Origin of the sequence: Pseudomonas monachiensis (assembly GCF_047345015.1) — a bacterium.
Taxonomy (GTDB): domain Bacteria; phylum Pseudomonadota; class Gammaproteobacteria; order Pseudomonadales; family Pseudomonadaceae; genus Aquipseudomonas; species Aquipseudomonas monachiensis.
Window position 1 is genome coordinate 3434167 of record NZ_CP178857.1, and the last position, 16464, is coordinate 3450630.

At 61.1% G+C, this 16464-nt stretch carries 15 protein-coding genes and 1 tRNA gene; 10 read left to right on the plus strand and 6 right to left on the minus strand.

Features of this window, described 5'->3' with window-relative positions; all coding sequences use genetic code 11:
• Positions 1–14: 14 nt before the first annotated feature.
• Positions 15–383 carry a DUF427 domain-containing protein gene (locus ACMDB8_RS15225; protein WP_008046975.1) on the minus strand — a complete coding sequence of 123 codons (369 nt, stop codon included), beginning with the start codon at positions 381–383 and terminating at the stop codon, positions 15–17.
• A 255-nt stretch (positions 384–638) separates the two neighbouring features.
• On the opposite strand from ACMDB8_RS15225, the gene ACMDB8_RS15230 reads away from it, so the two are divergent.
• The 3 genes from ACMDB8_RS15230 (at position 639) to ACMDB8_RS15240 (ending at position 4135) form a co-directional block, all read left to right on the plus strand.
• A complete protein-coding gene (locus ACMDB8_RS15230) occupies positions 639–2585 on the plus strand; it encodes a DNA topoisomerase III (protein ID WP_236709758.1) in 1947 nt (648 codons plus the stop codon).
• Positions 2586–2778: 193 nt separating this feature from the next.
• On the plus strand, positions 2779–3282 hold the full coding sequence (locus tag ACMDB8_RS15235) for a GNAT family N-acetyltransferase (RefSeq protein WP_056727858.1): 504 nt from the start codon (positions 2779–2781) through the stop codon (positions 3280–3282).
• 523 nt (positions 3283–3805) lie between these two features.
• Entirely contained in the window at positions 3806–4135 is a 330-nt protein-coding gene (locus tag ACMDB8_RS15240; protein ID WP_032829393.1) for a hypothetical protein, read from the plus strand.
• Positions 4136–4250: 115 nt separating this feature from the next.
• On the opposite strand, the gene ACMDB8_RS15245 is transcribed toward ACMDB8_RS15240, so the two are convergent.
• A complete protein-coding gene (locus ACMDB8_RS15245) occupies positions 4251–5753 on the minus strand; it encodes an aldehyde dehydrogenase family protein (RefSeq protein ID WP_223542611.1) in 1503 nt (500 codons plus the stop codon).
• 352 nt (positions 5754–6105) lie between these two features.
• Here ACMDB8_RS15245 and ACMDB8_RS15250 point away from each other — a divergent pair, with 352 nt between their 5' ends.
• Positions 6106–6612: a DoxX family protein gene (locus ACMDB8_RS15250; protein ID WP_409078756.1), complete on the plus strand. Its 507-nt coding sequence runs from the start codon at positions 6106–6108 to the stop codon at positions 6610–6612.
• A gap of 90 nt (positions 6613–6702) precedes the next feature.
• Positions 6703–7365, plus strand: a complete 663-nt coding sequence (locus tag ACMDB8_RS15255; RefSeq protein WP_409078755.1) for a glutathione S-transferase family protein — start codon at positions 6703–6705, stop codon at positions 7363–7365.
• A 97-nt stretch (positions 7366–7462) separates the two neighbouring features.
• Here ACMDB8_RS15255 and ACMDB8_RS15260 read toward each other — a convergent pair.
• Positions 7463–7537 (minus strand) — tRNA-Gln (locus ACMDB8_RS15260).
• 321 nt (positions 7538–7858) lie between these two features.
• Between ACMDB8_RS15260 and ACMDB8_RS15265 the strand changes: the two genes are divergently transcribed.
• The gene (locus ACMDB8_RS15265) at positions 7859–8287 is read left to right on the plus strand and encodes a hypothetical protein (protein WP_056728096.1); all 429 of its coding nucleotides are present in this window, start codon (positions 7859–7861) and stop codon (positions 8285–8287) included.
• Between the two features lie 105 nt (positions 8288–8392).
• On the opposite strand, the gene ACMDB8_RS15270 is transcribed toward ACMDB8_RS15265, so the two are convergent.
• The 3 genes from ACMDB8_RS15270 to ACMDB8_RS15280 form a co-directional block, all read right to left on the minus strand.
• On the minus strand, positions 8393–10381 hold the full coding sequence (locus ACMDB8_RS15270; RefSeq protein ID WP_056728097.1) for a peptidase U32 family protein: 1989 nt from the start codon (positions 10379–10381) through the stop codon (positions 8393–8395).
• A 249-nt stretch (positions 10382–10630) separates the two neighbouring features.
• The gene (locus ACMDB8_RS15275; RefSeq protein WP_223542614.1) at positions 10631–11011 is read right to left on the minus strand and encodes a RidA family protein; all 381 of its coding nucleotides are present in this window, start codon (positions 11009–11011) and stop codon (positions 10631–10633) included.
• A 179-nt stretch (positions 11012–11190) separates the two neighbouring features.
• Complete coding sequence (locus ACMDB8_RS15280) at positions 11191–11814, minus strand: NIPSNAP family protein (protein ID WP_056727868.1); 624 nt, start codon at positions 11812–11814, stop codon at positions 11191–11193.
• 259 nt (positions 11815–12073) lie between these two features.
• Here ACMDB8_RS15280 and psrA point away from each other — a divergent pair, with 259 nt between their 5' ends.
• The 4 genes from psrA (at position 12074) to phnX (ending at position 16433) form a co-directional block, all read left to right on the plus strand.
• Positions 12074–13165, plus strand: a complete 1092-nt coding sequence (gene psrA, locus ACMDB8_RS15285; protein WP_056727869.1) for an iron-containing alcohol dehydrogenase PsrA — start codon at positions 12074–12076, stop codon at positions 13163–13165.
• A gap of 131 nt (positions 13166–13296) precedes the next feature.
• On the plus strand, positions 13297–14592 hold the full coding sequence (locus tag ACMDB8_RS15290) for an MFS transporter (protein ID WP_223542615.1): 1296 nt from the start codon (positions 13297–13299) through the stop codon (positions 14590–14592).
• A gap of 54 nt (positions 14593–14646) precedes the next feature.
• Entirely contained in the window at positions 14647–15519 is an 873-nt protein-coding gene (locus ACMDB8_RS15295; RefSeq protein WP_056727874.1) for a LysR substrate-binding domain-containing protein, read from the plus strand.
• Between the two features lie 86 nt (positions 15520–15605).
• The gene (gene phnX / locus ACMDB8_RS15300) at positions 15606–16433 is read left to right on the plus strand and encodes a phosphonoacetaldehyde hydrolase (RefSeq protein WP_007980567.1); all 828 of its coding nucleotides are present in this window, start codon (positions 15606–15608) and stop codon (positions 16431–16433) included.
• Positions 16434–16464 lie beyond the last annotated feature (31 nt).

Consider the following 16464-nt stretch of genomic DNA (forward strand, 5'->3'; position numbering starts at 1 on the left):
GCGATCAGCTCCAATCAAACTTCGGCATCAAGCAGTTCGAACTTCACTTGATCCGGATAGAACGCCAGGTAACCGCGGATTTGCTCCACCGACACCTTGGGGTCTTCGTAACTCCACACCGCGTTGGCGCTTTCATGCCCCGGTACCTGCAGGCTGAAATAGCTGGCATCGCCTTTGTACGGGCAATAACTGGTGTGGTCGGTGCGGGCGAAATACTTCTCGTCGATGTCCTCTCGCGGCACGTAGTACACCGGCGGGTAGTTGGCCTCCAGCAACACCAGGGCCCGCGCCGAGGCGGCCACTTGAATACCGTGAAATCTCACCAGCAGACAGCCAGGCTGCTCGGCGATGGTGATGACAGGACTAGGACCGGAGCTTTTCATGGAAAACGTTCCTCATGACGGTGATGGACCTGCAAATCGATGTGGGAGCGTGGCTGGCCCGCGATGGGCTGCGCAGCAGCCCCAAAACCTGAAACCACGATTTATCAGGTATAACCCAAGTTTTACCCTCGCGACTGCTTCGCAGCCGAACGGGAGCGACACACAAAGCTGTACATCCATACAGATAAAGATTGCTCCATCGCCCGTCAAGCGCCATTCTGTGCAGCCTTGGCACATTGATCGACGATGGTGGTTATGCGGCTGTACCTCTGTGAAAAACCTTCCCAGGCCAAAGACATCGCGGCAGTCCTCGGCGCCCGGCGCCGGGGCGATGGCTGCTGGCTGGGAACGGACGTCACGGTGACCTGGTGCATCGGCCACCTGCTGGAAACCGCACCGCCGGATGCCTACGACGCGCGCTACAAGCGCTGGGTGCTGGCGGACCTGCCGATCATTCCCGAAAAATGGAAAATGACCGTCAAGCCGCGTACCGCCAGCCAGTACAAGGCGGTCAAGCGCCTGCTCGGTGAAGCCTGCGAACTGATCATCGCCACGGACGCCGACCGCGAGGGCGAGATGATCGCCCGGGAACTGGTGGAACATTGCCGCTATCGCGGGCCGATCCGCCGGCTCTGGTTGTCGGCGCTGGACGATGCGTCCATTCGCAAGGCCCTCGCGGCGCTCAAACCGGGGAGCGAGACCTTCAGCCTCTATCACTCGGCGCTGGGGCGTTCCCGGGCCGACTGGCTGATCGGCATGAACATGAGTCGGCTGTTCACCCTGCTGGGGCGCCAGTCCGGTTATCAAGGCGTGTTGCCGGTGGGCCGGGTGCAAACGCCGACCTTGCGCCTGGTGGTGGATCGCGATCGCAGCATTGCCGACTTTGTGCCCGTCCCCTATTGGGCCATCGACGTGCAGTTACAGCACAACGGCACCGCGTTCACGGCGCAATGGCGCGCGCCGTCGCAGCTTTGCGACGATCAGGACCGCTGCCTGAACCAGGCATTGGCGCAACAAGCGGCGGCCGCCATGAGCGGCGCGGCCTGTGCGCGGGTGATCAAGCTGCGCACCGAACGGATGCGCGAAGTGGCCCCGCTGCCGTTCGACCTGGGCACCCTGCAGGAAGTCTGCTCGAAGAAGCTCGGCCTCGGCGCCCAGGAAACCCTGGACATCGCCCAGGCGCTCTACGAAACCCACAAAGTCATCACCTATCCGCGCAGTGATTGCGGCTACTTGCCCATCAGTCAACACAGCGAGGCACCGGCCATTCTGGCGGCACTGCGCCAGGCCGATCCAGCGCTGAACGCCTTGCACGATCATCTTGATCCGCAACGGCGCTCACGGGCCTGGAACGATGCCAAGGTCAGCGCCCACCACGGCATCATCCCCACCGCTGCGGCGAAGAATCTCGACAAGCTGGCGGGCAAACAGCGTGCGGTCTACACCCTGATCCGCGCCCGATACCTGGCGCAGTTCCTGCCCAATCACGAATACGATCGCACCCAGGCCGACTTCGACTGTGCCGGCGAGGCCCTGCGCGCTGTCGGCAAGCAGATCATCGAGCCGGGCTGGAAACGCGCCCTGCCCGAAGCGCTGGCTCCGGCCAAGGGGCGCGAAGCCCCGGCACCGCAGACACTGCCCAACCTGGCCGAAGGCATCGATTGCACAGTGGCCGGCGTGCAATTCAAGGACCTGTGGACGCAACCGCCAAAGCCGTTCACGGAAGGCGACCTGATCAAGGCCATGAAGAATGTCGCCAAACTGGTGAAAGACCCGCTGCTCAAGCAAAAGCTCAAGGACACCACCGGCATCGGCACCGAAGCGACCCGTGCGTCGATCATCCAGGGCCTGCTCGACCGTGGTTACCTGGTCAAGAACGGCAAGGCCCTGGCCGCCACGCCGGCCGCGTTCAGCCTGATCGACGCGGTACCGCGGGCCATCGCCGATCCGGGTACCACGGCGATCTGGGAGCAGGCCCTGGACATGGTGCAAAGCGGCGAAATGAGCCTGGAAGAGTTCGTCACCAAACAGGCCGCCTGGATGAGCAAGCAGGTCAGTCGCTGTGCCGGGCTGAGCCTGACCATCAGCGGCCCACCGCCCGGCGGCTCCGCTGCAGCCCCCTGGAAGAAAAAACGAAAAGGCGCCCCGCGTAAACCAGCAAGCGGCACCAAGCGCAGGGCAAAACCGGCAAGCAAAACCTAGACCTTACAGCGAACCCTGTGGCGAGGGAGCTTGCTCCCGTTGGGCCGCAAAGCGGCCCTTCTCTCCAACAACGTGAATGGGACTGCTGCGCCCGAACGCGGACCGGTCCAGCGGGAGCAAGCTCCCTCGCCACGGATCGTGCGACGCCGGCCATAATCAGTTGTGTCCCTTGGCCGATCAGGAGCCACTTCGAATGCCTTCGATAGAACTGCACGCCGCCCAACGCGATGAACTGGAAACCATCGAGAACCTGATGCAGTTCTACACCTACGACTTCAGCGAATGGTTGCCGCTGAAACTGGGCGAATACGGTTTGTTCAACATCCTGCCCATGCCCGACTACTGGCGAAACCCGGCCACCCGCCCCTTCCTGATCAAGGTCGACGGTGAACTGGCCGGCTTCGTCACCGTGGATAACCAGGTCCATCTACCCGGTGCCGACTACAACATCGGCTATCTGTTTGTCAGCCGACGCTTCCGTGGCCAGGGTGTCGCGCGATTTGTCGTTTCCACCCTCTTGAGTCAATTCCCCGGTCAATGGCAGATTTTCCACATCGAGGCGAACCAGCCAGCACGCCAGTTCTGGGCCGCCGTGATGCCGGGGCTCAACGTTGACGGTTTCACCTTGCATCAGCAGGTGGTTGACCGCTATCCCTGCACTTTTTACCGCTTTGAGTGTCCGTCCCTGTCGTCCTGACCGACACACCTTCGACTCCGCCTGCTAATTCCCAACAGCTTTGTCCGACAATATGTAGTGACTGAAAATATTCACTACAAAACCGTTGACGCCTCCGATTTGCCCTTGCATGATGCAGACGTCTCCCCGATCGGGAGTACAGGCAACACGTTTGAGCAAGCTCGTCTGACCGCCGAGCTGTTTTTCCCGGATACACGCTGCCCACAAGGCAGATTGAAGAAGCTGACCTGGCCTGAACGTCCAGTACAAGGGCGAGAAGACTTGGCGAGCAATCCTCATGAAGCTTGTGGCCGACCTTGAAAACGTCGGCAGTGGCCTTAAGGTTTTCGCCGCTTCTCTTCGTTGTGACGCTATTGCGTAGCAGTTATTCAACACGACTACATGCAACAGACGCAGGACCCCGCCCGATAAGGCGGCCGAACGCTGACGTCCTGGTTTCGGTGCCAGGGATCAACTAACCGATGGGCTACCTGTATTAGCGAATCAACTTTGAAAGATCACCAATTGGTCAAGGGGCTTTATGATGAATCTGAACAATCAACCAACTATCGATGAACTGGCTCGTATCTTCGCTGCAAAGAAAGACAGCCACGACAACCATATTCTCTGGATCAGCAAATGTGGCCAGGTTCATATCGACTGCCTGTCGCCGCACGCCCATGAAGCAGAGTTCGACCAGAACAACCAGAACCTGCTGGCCCGACTGAAGATGTACCGTCGCGGCCAGGGCTATGTCGGCAAGAAGGCCGCAGCCGACAAGGACTTCATCGGTAATGTTCTGCAAACCCTGAAACAGGCCTGGGCCTCGATGCAGAATCAGAACGAAGTTCGGGTGATTGACCGGTTCTACTAATTGAAATGAGTCATTACTGACTTATAGATAAACAAGGCCTGCTCCCGATAAGGAGCAGGCCTTTTTTATGCTGGAACGAAAACCGGATATGGGAGCGAGCCTGCTCCCACAGGGTTTAGCGTTTGACGCCCAGATCGACCTGGGTCATGCGGCTACGAATGGTGAACACACCATCGCCGGAGAGAATCGCACTGCGAGCAAACAGGCGCCCGCTCTCCCAGTTCGAAAGCCCCAGTTCCGGCTTGTTCAGCGCGTACTGGCCGTCGACCCAACGGGTGATGCCATTGCCGACAAAAGGCGCGTTGACCGCGTTGTAGAAACGCTCCTGGACCTCGGCACTGTCACTGATCAAAGACACCGTGAATTGCGGGCTATAACGATTGAACAAGGTAATGGCATCGTCCAGGTCGTCGACAATCTTCAGACTGACTTCCGGGGTTTCTTCCCACTCCCACTCACGACCCAATTGATCTTCCGGCAACGGCTCGGCCTGCGCTTCGCCCTGATAGCCTTCGGCGCGGTACACCTGGACCGTTGCAGCCAGCCAGTCTTGCGGCAGGCACGACTCGCTGCCTTCGACGATGTGCAGCTTGCAGCCCTGCCCCCGTGCGGCGCCGGCCTGCTTGAGCGCGCCTAAGAACAGCGGCACCAGTTCAGCGGCGCGGTCGCGGTGAATCAGGCAGACGTTCAGGGTGTTGCAGACTTTGCGGTCCAGGGAGTTGCGCACCACGGCGGCAAAGCGCGGGGCGTCGGCATCGGTGTTGGCGATCAGCCACGCACCACCGGTGCCGTGCAGGCTGACCGCCGTGCCGGCCTGCTGGGCGATGCTGCCCAACTGGCTGACGGCACGACCCGAACCACGGGCCACCGCCAATGACAGGCGCCGGTCGGCGAACATCGCCCAACCGGCGGCGTGGTTGACACTTTCCACCAGCGATACGGCACCGACCGGCAAGCCGGCGTCACTTAGTGCAGGGTTCAGTGCATGGGTGACGATCGCCTGGGCCGTGCCCAACGCATCACTGCCGATGCGCAGCACGGCGGTGTTGCCGGTGCGCAACACACCGGCCGCGTCAGCAAACACATTTGGACGGCCTTCGAAGACGAACGCGACGATGCCCAACGGCGAGACCACTTGCTCGACCTTCCAGCCATCGTGCTCGACGCAACTGATCACCTTGCCACGGCTGACCGCCGCATCACGCCAGGCGCGCAGGCCGGCGATCATGTCGCGACGCATGCGCTCATCGGCCAGCAACCGGGTGGTCGAGCGACCGCGCGCCTTGGCCCGTTCGATGTCGGCCAGGTTGGCAGCTTCGATCAAGGCCCAGCATTCCGGGGTTTCCAGGCGTTGGGCAAACAGGTCGAAGAAAGCGCTGATCGCCTGGTCAGACACCGCCGATAGCGCGGTGAATGCCGCCTGGGCGCGCTCGATCGCGACGTTGGCCGCTTGCTGGTCCGCCACGGGGATCAGCAGCAACTCGCCACTGACCTGCTCCACCAGCAGGTGATCACCGGGCTGGAAACGTTGCGCCAGTTCGGGGCTGACGACAGTGACACGATTGCCGGCGAAAGGGATTGGCGTGCCAGCGACTAGACGTTCGAGCGCGAGGGACATGAAGCAGTATCACCATGCAGGGGGCGGCCGGAAAATGTATAGCAATTTCCCTGTGGGAGCGAGCCTGCTCGCGAAGAGGCCTTTCCATCCAACGTCCATCGCGCCTGACACTCCGCCATCGTCGGATCGCTGCCCCGGGCAGGCTCTTTCCCACTGGAGTGGCGGTTACGTATCTCAATGTATACAGCCCCGCCCCAGACACACCCCACACTCAAAACCCCGTCATAACGACACACCGCAGATACACCCCGTTGATGAAATGCGCCTGTCGATTGGCCACGCCGATCAAAGCGCTCAACTCACGGGGCATGTCGTTGCCCCACCTCCCCCGACCTGAAAGAGAGCAACGTCCATGAGCACCTCCATTTCTTCGGCCGTCAAAGGCCTGCACCTGAACCTCGACCGTGCCGGCGACTGGGTTGCCCCCCTGGCGTTGCGGGTGTTCCTCGCCTGGGAATTCCTCGAGTCCGGCCTGGAAAAATACAACGGCGAGAACTGGTTCGCCGATATCCAGGCGCGCTTCCCTTTTCCGTTCGACCACCTTCCAGCGACGCTGAACTGGGAACTGTCGATGTGGGCGGAGCTGATCTTCGCCTTGACCTTGCTGGTGGGCCTGGGCACACGTTTTTCGGCGTTGAGCCTGATGGTGGTGACCCTCGTCGCAACTGCCGCCGTGCATTGGCCCGCCGACTGGCACAGCCTCAGTGAACTCGCCCAAGGCTATGCCATCAGCAACAAGGGTTACGGCAACTTCAAGCTGCCGCTGATCTACCTTGTGGCCCTCACGCCGCTGCTGCTGTCGGGCGCCGGCAAGTTCAGCATCGATGCGCTGCTGGCGCGTTTCATCTGGCGTCGCTGAAACGCAAAAAACACCAGAATGGAGCCCCTCGCGCCTTGGCCGATGGCGACGGATAATCAACTGGTTTTCATCTCACCGAGGAATTGAAGGATGCCGCTGACTCTTTATTTCCATCCGCTCTCATCGTTCTGCCACAAAGCGCTCATCGCGCTCTATGAACTGGAAATCGAGTTTGAAAAAAGGATCATCGACCTGGGAGACGAGGCTGACAGGGCCGAGCTACAAGCACTTTGGCCACTCTGCAAATTCCCGGTGATCCGCGATCACGACCGCCAACGGGACGTACCCGAGTCGAGTGTGATCATTGAGTACCTGGACCGGCTTCACCCCGGCCAGGCACATCTGATTCCGGATGATTGGGAAACCGCGCTGGAAGTCCGCCTGTGGGATCGCTTTTTCGACCTGCACGTCCAGGTGCCGATGCAGAAGATCGTCGCTGACCGAATCAATGCCGCAAACGGCGACCTGACCCGCGAACGCGCCGCGCTGTTGACGGCGTACGGCATGCTTGAACGTCAGTTGGCCGCAAACACCTGGGCAGCCAGCGCTGCATTCAGCATGGCCGATTGCGCCGCCGCCCCGGCGCTGTTCTATGCCAGTACCCTCGTGCCGTTTCCCGCCGAACATCGCCACTTGAGTGCTTATTTCGACAGGTTGACCCAAAGGCCCTCGGTCAAGCGGGTGATCGACGAGGCAAGGCCGTACTTTTCCTGGTATCCGTTTGCCGAGGCCATCCCGGAGCGCTTTCGGTAGTGGCGCCAGTGCTAGCGGGGAACGGGAGGCAAAAAACAATGAATCGACGAATAATTACCGTCGGTAGAGTGTTTTCTGATTAGGCAGGAATAAAAAATGGCAGGGGCGGCTGGATTCGAACCAACGCATGGCAGGATCAAAACCTGCTGCCTTACCGCTTGGCGACGCCCCTGTATCTGTTGCAATGAGTGCCTGGCACTCGCTTTCTTGAGTGGCAACAAGACCTGTTGCCTGCCTGCACGACTGGTTCCCTGAGGACCGCTGCAAGAGTGGGCGCAAATTTACCAACTTTTCCTTCATCTGGGAAGCCCAAACAAAAAAAATTGTTTATTAAAACAGACGCTTAGTGTCGAGCCGAATCTCGGGGTGCTATCGGCGCACATTCACCCCGAACAGCTCTGCTACGCTTTTGCTTACTCGAATTGAATCGGGAATCGTTTATGCAACACCCTTCCCTTGCCATTTGAGGGCGCCAAAAGTGAAAGGCAAATTACTGGGGGCCGCTGCAACCCTTCTGGTACTCGGGGCCGCGATTTATGGGTTGAACACCTGGGAGCACATCCAGGACCAGCGACAGGAAGCAGTCTGCAAGGCCGCCCGGGAGCATCTCAATAGCCTGGAAACCCAGGCGCGAGCCCTGGCCTCCGGGTTGTCGGTCGAAGCCTATGCCGAAGCCGAAAAAGCCGAGGCCGGCCAGTTGGTCATGGCACTCGATACCGCCAGGAATGAAGCCGAGGTCGATGCCGTCATCGACAAGCACGCCGCTGCCATCGAGGCGCAGATATCGGCCGAGGACGCTGAGGTCCAGTCCCGAGGCGAACAACCTTTCCTCGGTCAGGAACTGAAAAAGCAACGCATCCCCACCGACGTCAAACAGGAATTCAAACGCGCTGAAAAGGCCGTCGCCGACACCTGCGGATAGTGTCGACCGCCAGCTCCACGCTTGTCGCCAGCGTCCAGACTTCAGCAAAAGCAGGTTTCAAGCAAGAACAGCTGAGTGCGCCGTTGCGACGCACTCGCCTGCCACTCAGTGCGGCGCGCGCGGGATGGTCTTGAGCAGGTCTTCGGGGCTGATGTGACCGACCACGCTGCCCGGTTGCGGCAAGTTGAGGATATGGCCCTTCATCTTGCCGATGATGTGCATCTCGCAAGGCTTGCAGTCGAACTTCAGCGTCAACACTTCATCGCCGTGGATCAGCTGCATCGGCGCAACCTTGGTGCGCACGCCAGTCACGCCCTTGGCCTGTTTCGGGCACAGGTTGAAGGAGAAACGCAGGCAATGCTTGGTGATCATCACCGGCACCTCGCCGGTTTCCTCGTGGGCCTCGTAGGCCGCGTCGATCAGCTTGACGCCATGGCGGTGATAGAAGTCCCGGGCTTTCTGGTTGTAGACGTTGGCCAGGAACGACAGGTGCGAATCCGGGTACACCGGCGGCGGCGTGGTCTCGGCCTTGCGGCTGCCACGCGGGTGGGCGGCGATCCGCGCCTCGGTCAAGGCTTCAATCACTTCACGGCGCAAGGCCTTGAGCTGCGAGTTCGGGATGAAGTACGCCTGCGGCGCGTCCAGCTTGATATCGATGGCGTGGTACTGCGTGGTACCCAGTTGGCCGAGCAGATCCTGCAATTGCTCCAGCGCCTGTTCCGGCTTGTTGGCGGCGCCGAACGGGCCAGCCAGGGTGACGCTGGCGCTGATGCCCTCTTCGCTGGTAGCGGTCAGTTCCAACTGGTCTTCACGCAGGCGAGCGACCCAGTTCAGGGCGATGCGACGCTCGGCTGAGGTCTTTTGCAGCGCCTGTTGCCAGTTGTGATCGAGATTGCGATTCAGCGGGTGATTGGGGCGCAGTTTGTACATCCCCTCCGGCATCTCGTTGGGCTCGACGCGATAGCGATAGCGCTTCTCGCCGTCCTCCTCGAACTCGCCCTTGGGTTCGGCGATGTTGGCGCGGAAACCCACCACTTCGCGCTTGACCAGCACGTTGAGACCGTCGCCGTTGGACAGCGGCTCGTGCGTCACGACCTGCATGTCACGCTTGGCGACTTTCTCGACCACACCCACCGGCAGACCGGTGAAGGTCGGCGAGTCAAAGGCGCCGATATCGATCTTGCGGTCAGTGACGAAGTAATCGGTGCTGCCACGGTGGAAGGTTTTTTCCGGGTCGGGCAGGAAGAAGTGCGCGGTGCGGCCGCTGGATGCGCGGGCCAGGTCCGGGCGGTCTTCGAGCACGGCGTCGAGGCGCTGGCGGTAGTAGGCGGTGATGTTTTTCACATAGCCCATGTCCTTGTAGCGGCCCTCGATCTTGAACGAACGCACGCCGGCCTCGACCAGGGCGCGGATGTTGGCGCTCTGGTTGTTGTCCTTCATCGACAGCAGGTGCTTTTCGTAAGCGATCACCCCGCCCTTTTCGTCCTTGAGGGTGTACGGCAGACGGCAGGCCTGGGAGCAGTCGCCACGGTTGGCGCTGCGCCCGGTTTGCGCGTGGGAAATGTTGCACTGACCGGAAAACGCCACGCACAACGCGCCATGGATAAAGAACTCGATGGCCGCGTCGGTTTCGTCGGCGATGGCGCGGATCTCCTGGAGATTCAGCTCGCGGGCCAGCACCAATTGTGAGAACCCGGCCTGATCGAGGAACTTCGCCCGCTCCAGGGTACGGATGTCGGTCTGGGTACTGGCATGCAGTTCGATCGGCGGAATGTCCAGTTCCATCACCCCCAGGTCCTGGACGATCAGCGCATCGACGCCAGCGTCGTACAACTGGTGGATCAGCTTGCGCGCCGGCTCCAGTTCGTTGTCGTGCAGGATGGTATTGATGGTGGTGAACACCCGGGCGTGGTAGCGACGGGCGAACTCCACCAATTGGGCGATATCGCTCACTTCGTTGCAGGCATTGTGGCGGGCGCCGAAGCTCGGGCCACCGATGTAGATGGCATCGGCGCCATGCAAGATGGCCTCGCGGGCAATGGCGACATCGCGGGCAGGGCTGAGCAATTCCAGGTGATGTTTGGGCAAAGACATAATTTTTTTAGTCAGGCTTGTCACGGTCGAGGCGTGCATTGTAGCGGCGAAACGCCTGACCGGCACCCGAATGCTGCCGGGTGGTGTTTTGGCGGAGCGGGACATGTGCCCATTTCCGGATTCAACAAATAACTACTGTGGGAGCGGGCTTGCCCGCGATTGCGCAATTTCAGTCGACATCAATGCCGACTGACACTCCGTCATCGCGGGCAAGCCCGCTCCCACAGGGGACTGCATCTATCGCGGCTATCAGCCCTTGGCCGCCATCGCCGTCACTTCCACCCGCATCCCTTCAATCGCCAGGGACGCCACGCCAACTGCGGCGCGCACCGGCCATGGCTTGGCGAAGTAGCGCTTGTAGACTTCGTTGAACGCGGCGCGGTCGGCCATGTCGGTGAGGTAGATGGTCAGGTGCATCACGCGGTCCATGGAACTGCCGGCACGCTCCAGCGCGACCTTCAGCGCTTGCAGGGTGCATTCGCTTTGCAGGGTGATGTCGCCCAGTTCCAGGCTGCCGTCGGCGCGGGTGGGGATCTGGGTGGAGACCAGCACACCGGCGAAACCGACGACGTCGGAGGAAATCGAATCCGCATCGGGGTCGGGGGTAAAGGTCAGGTCGTGGTTTGCCATGGGGACTCTCTTGCTTGAAGTGATGAGGCTGGTGCCTTTGCGCGGCCAGTTTACAGGGCCATTGGCGGTCCGTCGCTAATCCAGGCCGGACGGCTGCTCGTGGCCCAGCCTCATGGCCTGCCGGCGACTGCACCGTACCGGCTGGATCGTTTCTGAGCCACGGTCGAGCCGAGCGCGAGTCATTGCAAGGGCGAGAACGTCGCGGGCAGGTAGATCGTCGAGCGCATGTCGCGCAGTTGCGGGCCGGAGTTTTCCGGCGGCCAGACGCCATCGGCGACCGCCTGGGTGCGTACTTGCAGGCGCTGTTCCAGGGTGCTCCACGGCCAGATGTGCAGATAGCGCGGCAGCGCGCCGTCGGTGGCGTAGAACGCCGCGTACACCGGCGAATATTGTTCGGCGGTCCGCGCTTCGATGGCGTTGCTCCAGCCCTCGAGGGTGGGCTGCAACCCGCTGCTGACCAGGTCATAGACGCGCAGTTCGTAGAATGGACCGTGCTGGCCCGCGCTCAAGGGTTCGAGGAAGGGAAACAGTGTGTAGTTTTCGATGCGCAGATCGGTGATCAACTCGTTGATACCAAACGCCCCGCCTCCCAGCAGGAAACGCTCGCGCTCCGCTTGCCTCAGGTGTTCGTCGGCGTAGCCGCGCAGTACGGCGATCTGGTTCAACTGACCGATTTCCGAGGCCCAGCAGCCCATCAACACCCCGCCGACTTCCGGCTTCGCCAACTCTGCCTCGATGCGTACCAGCGCATCAGTCACTGTGCGCACCCGCACGGTAAAAGTGATCAGTTCAAATAAACGCATAGCGACTCCGCCCACCGGTTTGCCAAAAGCACACAGCCTAGGGCAGCCCCCGCCAGCGGGATATTGAGACGAACCCCATCGGCAACGGCATTTGCCGCAGTGTTCTAGGTAGTTTCTTTATTGGGATTGAAAAAGCGAAGCATCAGCTACCGGCCATTATCGGCCCAGCCGATTCAAACCTGCGAATTATCGATTTGTGCAGTGGTCCGTGGACCGCGAGCATGGCGTCACTTCCAACAACAAAAACCAAGGACCCGCCATGACCGCCCGATTTCACAATCCAGTGGATACCCGCTTCGGCTGGGGCAGCCTGCAAGAGCTTGCCGCCATCACCGAACACCAGAACGTTGCCGTCGTGACCTTTCCCGAAGCCCGTGGCCTGGGGCTGGTGGATCGCCTTCAAGCGCTGCTGGGCGACCGCCTGGTCTACGTGATCGAAGATGTCCAGCCCAATCCCGATGTCGCGCAACTTCGCGCGACCTATGAACGTTTCTGGCAAGAGGCCGGCGAATGCCACGCCGTGATTGCCGTCGGTGGCGGCAGTGCGATCGACACTGCCAAGGCACTGATTGTCGGCACCGAGTCAGGTCGCTTCGATGAGCTGCTGGCCTTGCTGGCAAGCGGCAAACCCTTCGTTCCGGTTCGCAGTAAACAGCTGATCGCTGCCCCGACCACGGCGGGCACCGGCAGTGAGGTCACGCCCTGGGCGACGATCTGGGACGCGGCCAACCACAAGAAGTATTCCCTGCACCTGGACTGCACCTGGCCAAAGGTCGCGATCATCGATCCGCAACTAATGCTCACGGTACCGGCCAGCGTCACCGTTTCCACCGGGCTGGATGCACTGTCCCACGCGCTGGAGTCGATCTGGAACATCAATGCCAACCCGCTTTCCGACACCTTCGCCATCTCTGCCATCGAGGACATCCTCGAATGCCTGCCCTTGCTGCGGAGTGACCTGTCCAATCAGGAGCTGCGCTCACGGATGGCCCTCGCCGCACTCAAGGCCGGCATGGCGTTCTCCAACACCAAGACTGCACTGGCCCACTCCATTTCCTATGAGATGACCTTGCGCTTCGGCCTGCCCCACGGCATCGCCTGCTCCTTCACCCTGCCACTGGTTCTGGGCCTTGCCTGGGGCCACGACGCAACGCGCGACAAGACCCTGCAACGGGTTTTCGGGCCAGACCTGGATAAAGCCCAGGCCCGTTTGCGCGCCTTCCTGCACAGCCTCGAGGTGAAAACCGAGTTCGCCGACTACGGCGTGACGGCCGAAGAGGCCCAAACCATGATCGACTTCGCCCTGCTGGGCGCACGCGGCAAGAACTTCATCGGCTCACGAGCGGCCTAGGGCTCGCCAGCCCCCCAAAGACACTACCCTGCCAGCGGCGAAACGAGCCGCGACGATTTCCTGCTGCACCTGAAAAAGAGTGCACCCTGCGATGCAACTCGCAGGGACCGAACAAAAATAAGGAAAAGATCATGAATCGTGCCCAAGCCATGCCAGGTCTCGCTGTACATACCGCATCGTTTCGCGTCGCCCAGTGGCGCATGCTGCTGGCAGCCATGTTTTGCTATCTGTTTTTCTATACCGGGCGACAAACGTTCGGTTTCGCCATTCCCGGTATCCAGGCCGAGTTCGGCTTTACCAAAGAGCACCTTGGCTGGGCATCGGCCGCCATGCTCTGGGCCTACGCCATTGGCCAGGCCATCAACGGCAACCTCGCCGACAAGTTCGGTGGTCGACGCATCATGACCATGGGCGCCGTGCTGTCCTGTGGCGCCAACTGGGTGACCAGTTTCGCCAGCGGCTTCGCCGGGCTGATCCTGCCCTGGGGCATCAATGGCTACTTCCAGGCATTGGGCTGGGCACCGGGCAGCCGGCTGATCTCCAACTGGTGGAGCGCGGGCGAACGCGGCAAGGTCTACGGCTTTTATGTGTTCGCGGCCGGCTGCGCGTCGGTGCTTTCCTACGTGACCTCGATCGTCGTGCTGGAGGTGATGCATCTGGAGTGGCGCTGGATCTTCCGCCTGCCCGTATTGCTCATGCTGGCGGGCGGCATCATCTTCTACCTGGTGGCCCGCGAGCGTCCGCAAGACCTGGGTTTCGAACCGCCTGCCGACACGGGCGTGGCCAACGCCGAGGACAAAAGCCATGAAGTGGCCCATGACGAAGTCGAAACCTCCGCGCAACGCTACAAAGCTGTTCTGAAAAACTTCCGCCTGATCATCGCCGCCGTGTCCCTGGGTTTCCAGAACGCCGCCCGCTACGGTTTGATCGTCTGGGTGCCGGTGCACTTCCTGGGTGCCAACTGGAAGACCGGCGACAGCATGATCGATCCGAAGTGGATCACCGTGGCCCTTCCGGTCGGCATGGCAATCGGTGCGCTGAGCAACGGCTGGATCTCGGACAAGCTGTTCGGCTCCAAACGCTACCTGGCGATCATGCTTTACATGTTCCTCGGTGCGGCGACCAGTTTGTGGATGTGGACCCTTGCCCCCCACAGCGCGACCGGTCTGGTGGCGTTGTTTCTCTGCGGCTTCTTCGTGTACGGCCCCGCCTCCAGCTTCTGGGCGCTATGCCCGGACCTGGTCGGCGCCAAACGCGCCGGCACGGCGACCGGGGTGATGAACTTCTCGTCCTACCTGTTCGCCGGCCTGGCGGAACCGCTGATCGGCAGTATGCTCGACAGTACCGGCAACACCTCGCTGATCTTCATCGTGGTCACCGCGGCCTGTCTGTGCAGCGCGTCGGTGGCGCTGTTCATCAGGCGCTGATGGCCCGGCTGGACAGATTGAATCAACGGCAGCGGCTCAGGAACAGGATCGTCTATGTACCAGTACCACAAGTGGCTACGTTCATTTCATGCCGTGGCCAAGACCGGCAGCTTCACCCTCGCCGCCGAGTATTTGAGCGTCGGCCAGCCCACGGTCAGTGAGCAGGTCAATGCCCTGGAAAAGAAGTTTTCCGTGGAGCTGTTCCATCGCCGCGGCCGCTTTATCGAAATGAGTGCCGCCGGGCACCAGCTCTACGCGATCACCCAGGGCCTGTTCGGCCAGGAGGATGAAGCCGTGCAATTGCTGCAAAGTTTCAAGCAACGCAAGACCGGCATGCTGCGCCTCGGCGCGGTGTCGCCACCGATTGCCATGAACCTGACCTACGAACTGATGCAACGGCATCCGGACATCGAGCTGGAAACCTCGTTCTCCCCGGAAAAGGAGACCCTGGATCGCCTGTTCAACTTCGATATCGACGTGGCGATCCTGGCGTTGTCCGAATTCGACCAGCGTTTTGACACGCAGCTTTACCGGCGCTATCCGATCATTGCCGTGGTGCGTGACGACCATCCCTGGGCCCGGCAGAAAGAAGTGCATGTCGAGCAGATCAGCGAAGAGAAATGGGTGCTGCGGGAAAAAAGCTCACGCACTCGTCAACTGGTGGAGGAAAGCTGCAAGCACCTGGGCGTCGCACTGAACTGCGTCATGCAGTTGAACAGCCGCGAGGCCATCGTGCATGCCATCGCCAAGGGCATCGGCATCGGTTTCGTCTCGGCGGTCGAGTACGCCGAAACCCCGGGCACCAAACCGATCACCTTCGTCAATCACCCGTTTTCCATCGACTACCACCTGTGCTGCCTGGGTATTCGCCGAAACCGGCCAATGATCGCGGAGTTGTTCGACTCGAGCCCGATACCGGCCACCTGATTTCGTCTCACCCTTGAGCAATCCATAGGCCTACTTCCTGGCGACAGGAGGGACGGCCTGCCCACAACAAAAAATGGAGAAATACCATGAACTACCAACAACCGACCCAACTGCAAGCCGTGGTCCTGGACTGGGCCGGCACCGTCGTCGATTTCGGCTCCTTCGCCCCCACGCAGATTTTCGTCGAGGCCTTTGCCGAGTTCGGCGTCGCCGTTTCGCTGGAAGAAGCGCGGGGCCCGATGGGCATGGGCAAGTGGGATCACATCCGCACCTTGTGCAATCAACCGCAGATCGCCGAACGCTACCGTGCGGTGTTTGATCGCCTGCCGACCGATGACGATGTCACCGCACTGTACGAACGGTTCATGCCGCTGCAGATCGAGAAAATTGCCCTGCACTCGGCCCTGATTCCCGGCGCGCTTAACACCATCGATGCCTTGCGCGACAAGGGCCTGAAAATCGGTTCCTGCTCCGGTTACCCGGCCGTGGTCATGGAAAAAGTGGTCGAACTGGCGCGGCACAATGGCTACGTGGCCGACCATGTGGTGGCCACCGACGAAGTGCCGAACGGCCGCCCCTACCCGGCCCAGGCCCTGGCCAACGTGATTGCCCTGGGGATCAGCGACGTCGCCGCCTGCGTCAAGGTCGACGACACCTGGCCCGGCATTCTCGAAGGCCGGGCCGCCGGGATGTGGACGGTGGCGCTGACCTGCTCCGGCAATGCCCTGGGCTTGACCTACGAGCAATACAAGGCCCTGCCTTCCGACAGGCTGGACAGCGAACGGGCGCGTATCGTCAAGATGTTCGAAGGCTCCCGCCCGCACTACCTGATCGACACCATCGTCGATTTGCCGGCGGTCATCGAAGACATCAATGCGCGACTGGCGCGAGGTGAAACACCGCAAGGGTCCTGATCCGATTCAGGCATCAAGCGGCCGTCCCACG

Excerpts from the sequence above, each read along its gene's own strand:
- ACMDB8_RS15225 (WP_008046975.1), bottom strand. The coding sequence starts at position 383 with ATGAAAAGCTCCGGTCCTAGTCCTGTCATCACCATCGCCGAGCAGCCT.
- ACMDB8_RS15230 (WP_236709758.1), top strand. The coding sequence starts at position 639 with ATGCGGCTGTACCTCTGTGAAAAACCTTCCCAGGCCAAAGACATCGCG.
- ACMDB8_RS15235 (WP_056727858.1), top strand. The coding sequence starts at position 2,779 with ATGCCTTCGATAGAACTGCACGCCGCCCAACGCGATGAACTGGAAACC.
- ACMDB8_RS15240 (WP_032829393.1), top strand. The coding sequence starts at position 3,806 with ATGAATCTGAACAATCAACCAACTATCGATGAACTGGCTCGTATCTTC.
- ACMDB8_RS15245 (WP_223542611.1), bottom strand. The coding sequence starts at position 5,753 with ATGTCCCTCGCGCTCGAACGTCTAGTCGCTGGCACGCCAATCCCTTTC.
- ACMDB8_RS15250 (WP_409078756.1), top strand. The coding sequence starts at position 6,106 with ATGAGCACCTCCATTTCTTCGGCCGTCAAAGGCCTGCACCTGAACCTC.
- ACMDB8_RS15255 (WP_409078755.1), top strand. The coding sequence starts at position 6,703 with ATGCCGCTGACTCTTTATTTCCATCCGCTCTCATCGTTCTGCCACAAA.
- ACMDB8_RS15270 (WP_056728097.1), bottom strand. The coding sequence starts at position 10,381 with ATGTCTTTGCCCAAACATCACCTGGAATTGCTCAGCCCTGCCCGCGAT.
- ACMDB8_RS15275 (WP_223542614.1), bottom strand. The coding sequence starts at position 11,011 with ATGGCAAACCACGACCTGACCTTTACCCCCGACCCCGATGCGGATTCG.
- ACMDB8_RS15280 (WP_056727868.1), bottom strand. The coding sequence starts at position 11,814 with ATGCGTTTATTTGAACTGATCACTTTTACCGTGCGGGTGCGCACAGTG.
- psrA (WP_056727869.1), top strand. The coding sequence starts at position 12,074 with ATGACCGCCCGATTTCACAATCCAGTGGATACCCGCTTCGGCTGGGGC.
- ACMDB8_RS15290 (WP_223542615.1), top strand. The coding sequence starts at position 13,297 with ATGAATCGTGCCCAAGCCATGCCAGGTCTCGCTGTACATACCGCATCG.
- ACMDB8_RS15295 (WP_056727874.1), top strand. The coding sequence starts at position 14,647 with ATGTACCAGTACCACAAGTGGCTACGTTCATTTCATGCCGTGGCCAAG.
- phnX (WP_007980567.1), top strand. The coding sequence starts at position 15,606 with ATGAACTACCAACAACCGACCCAACTGCAAGCCGTGGTCCTGGACTGG.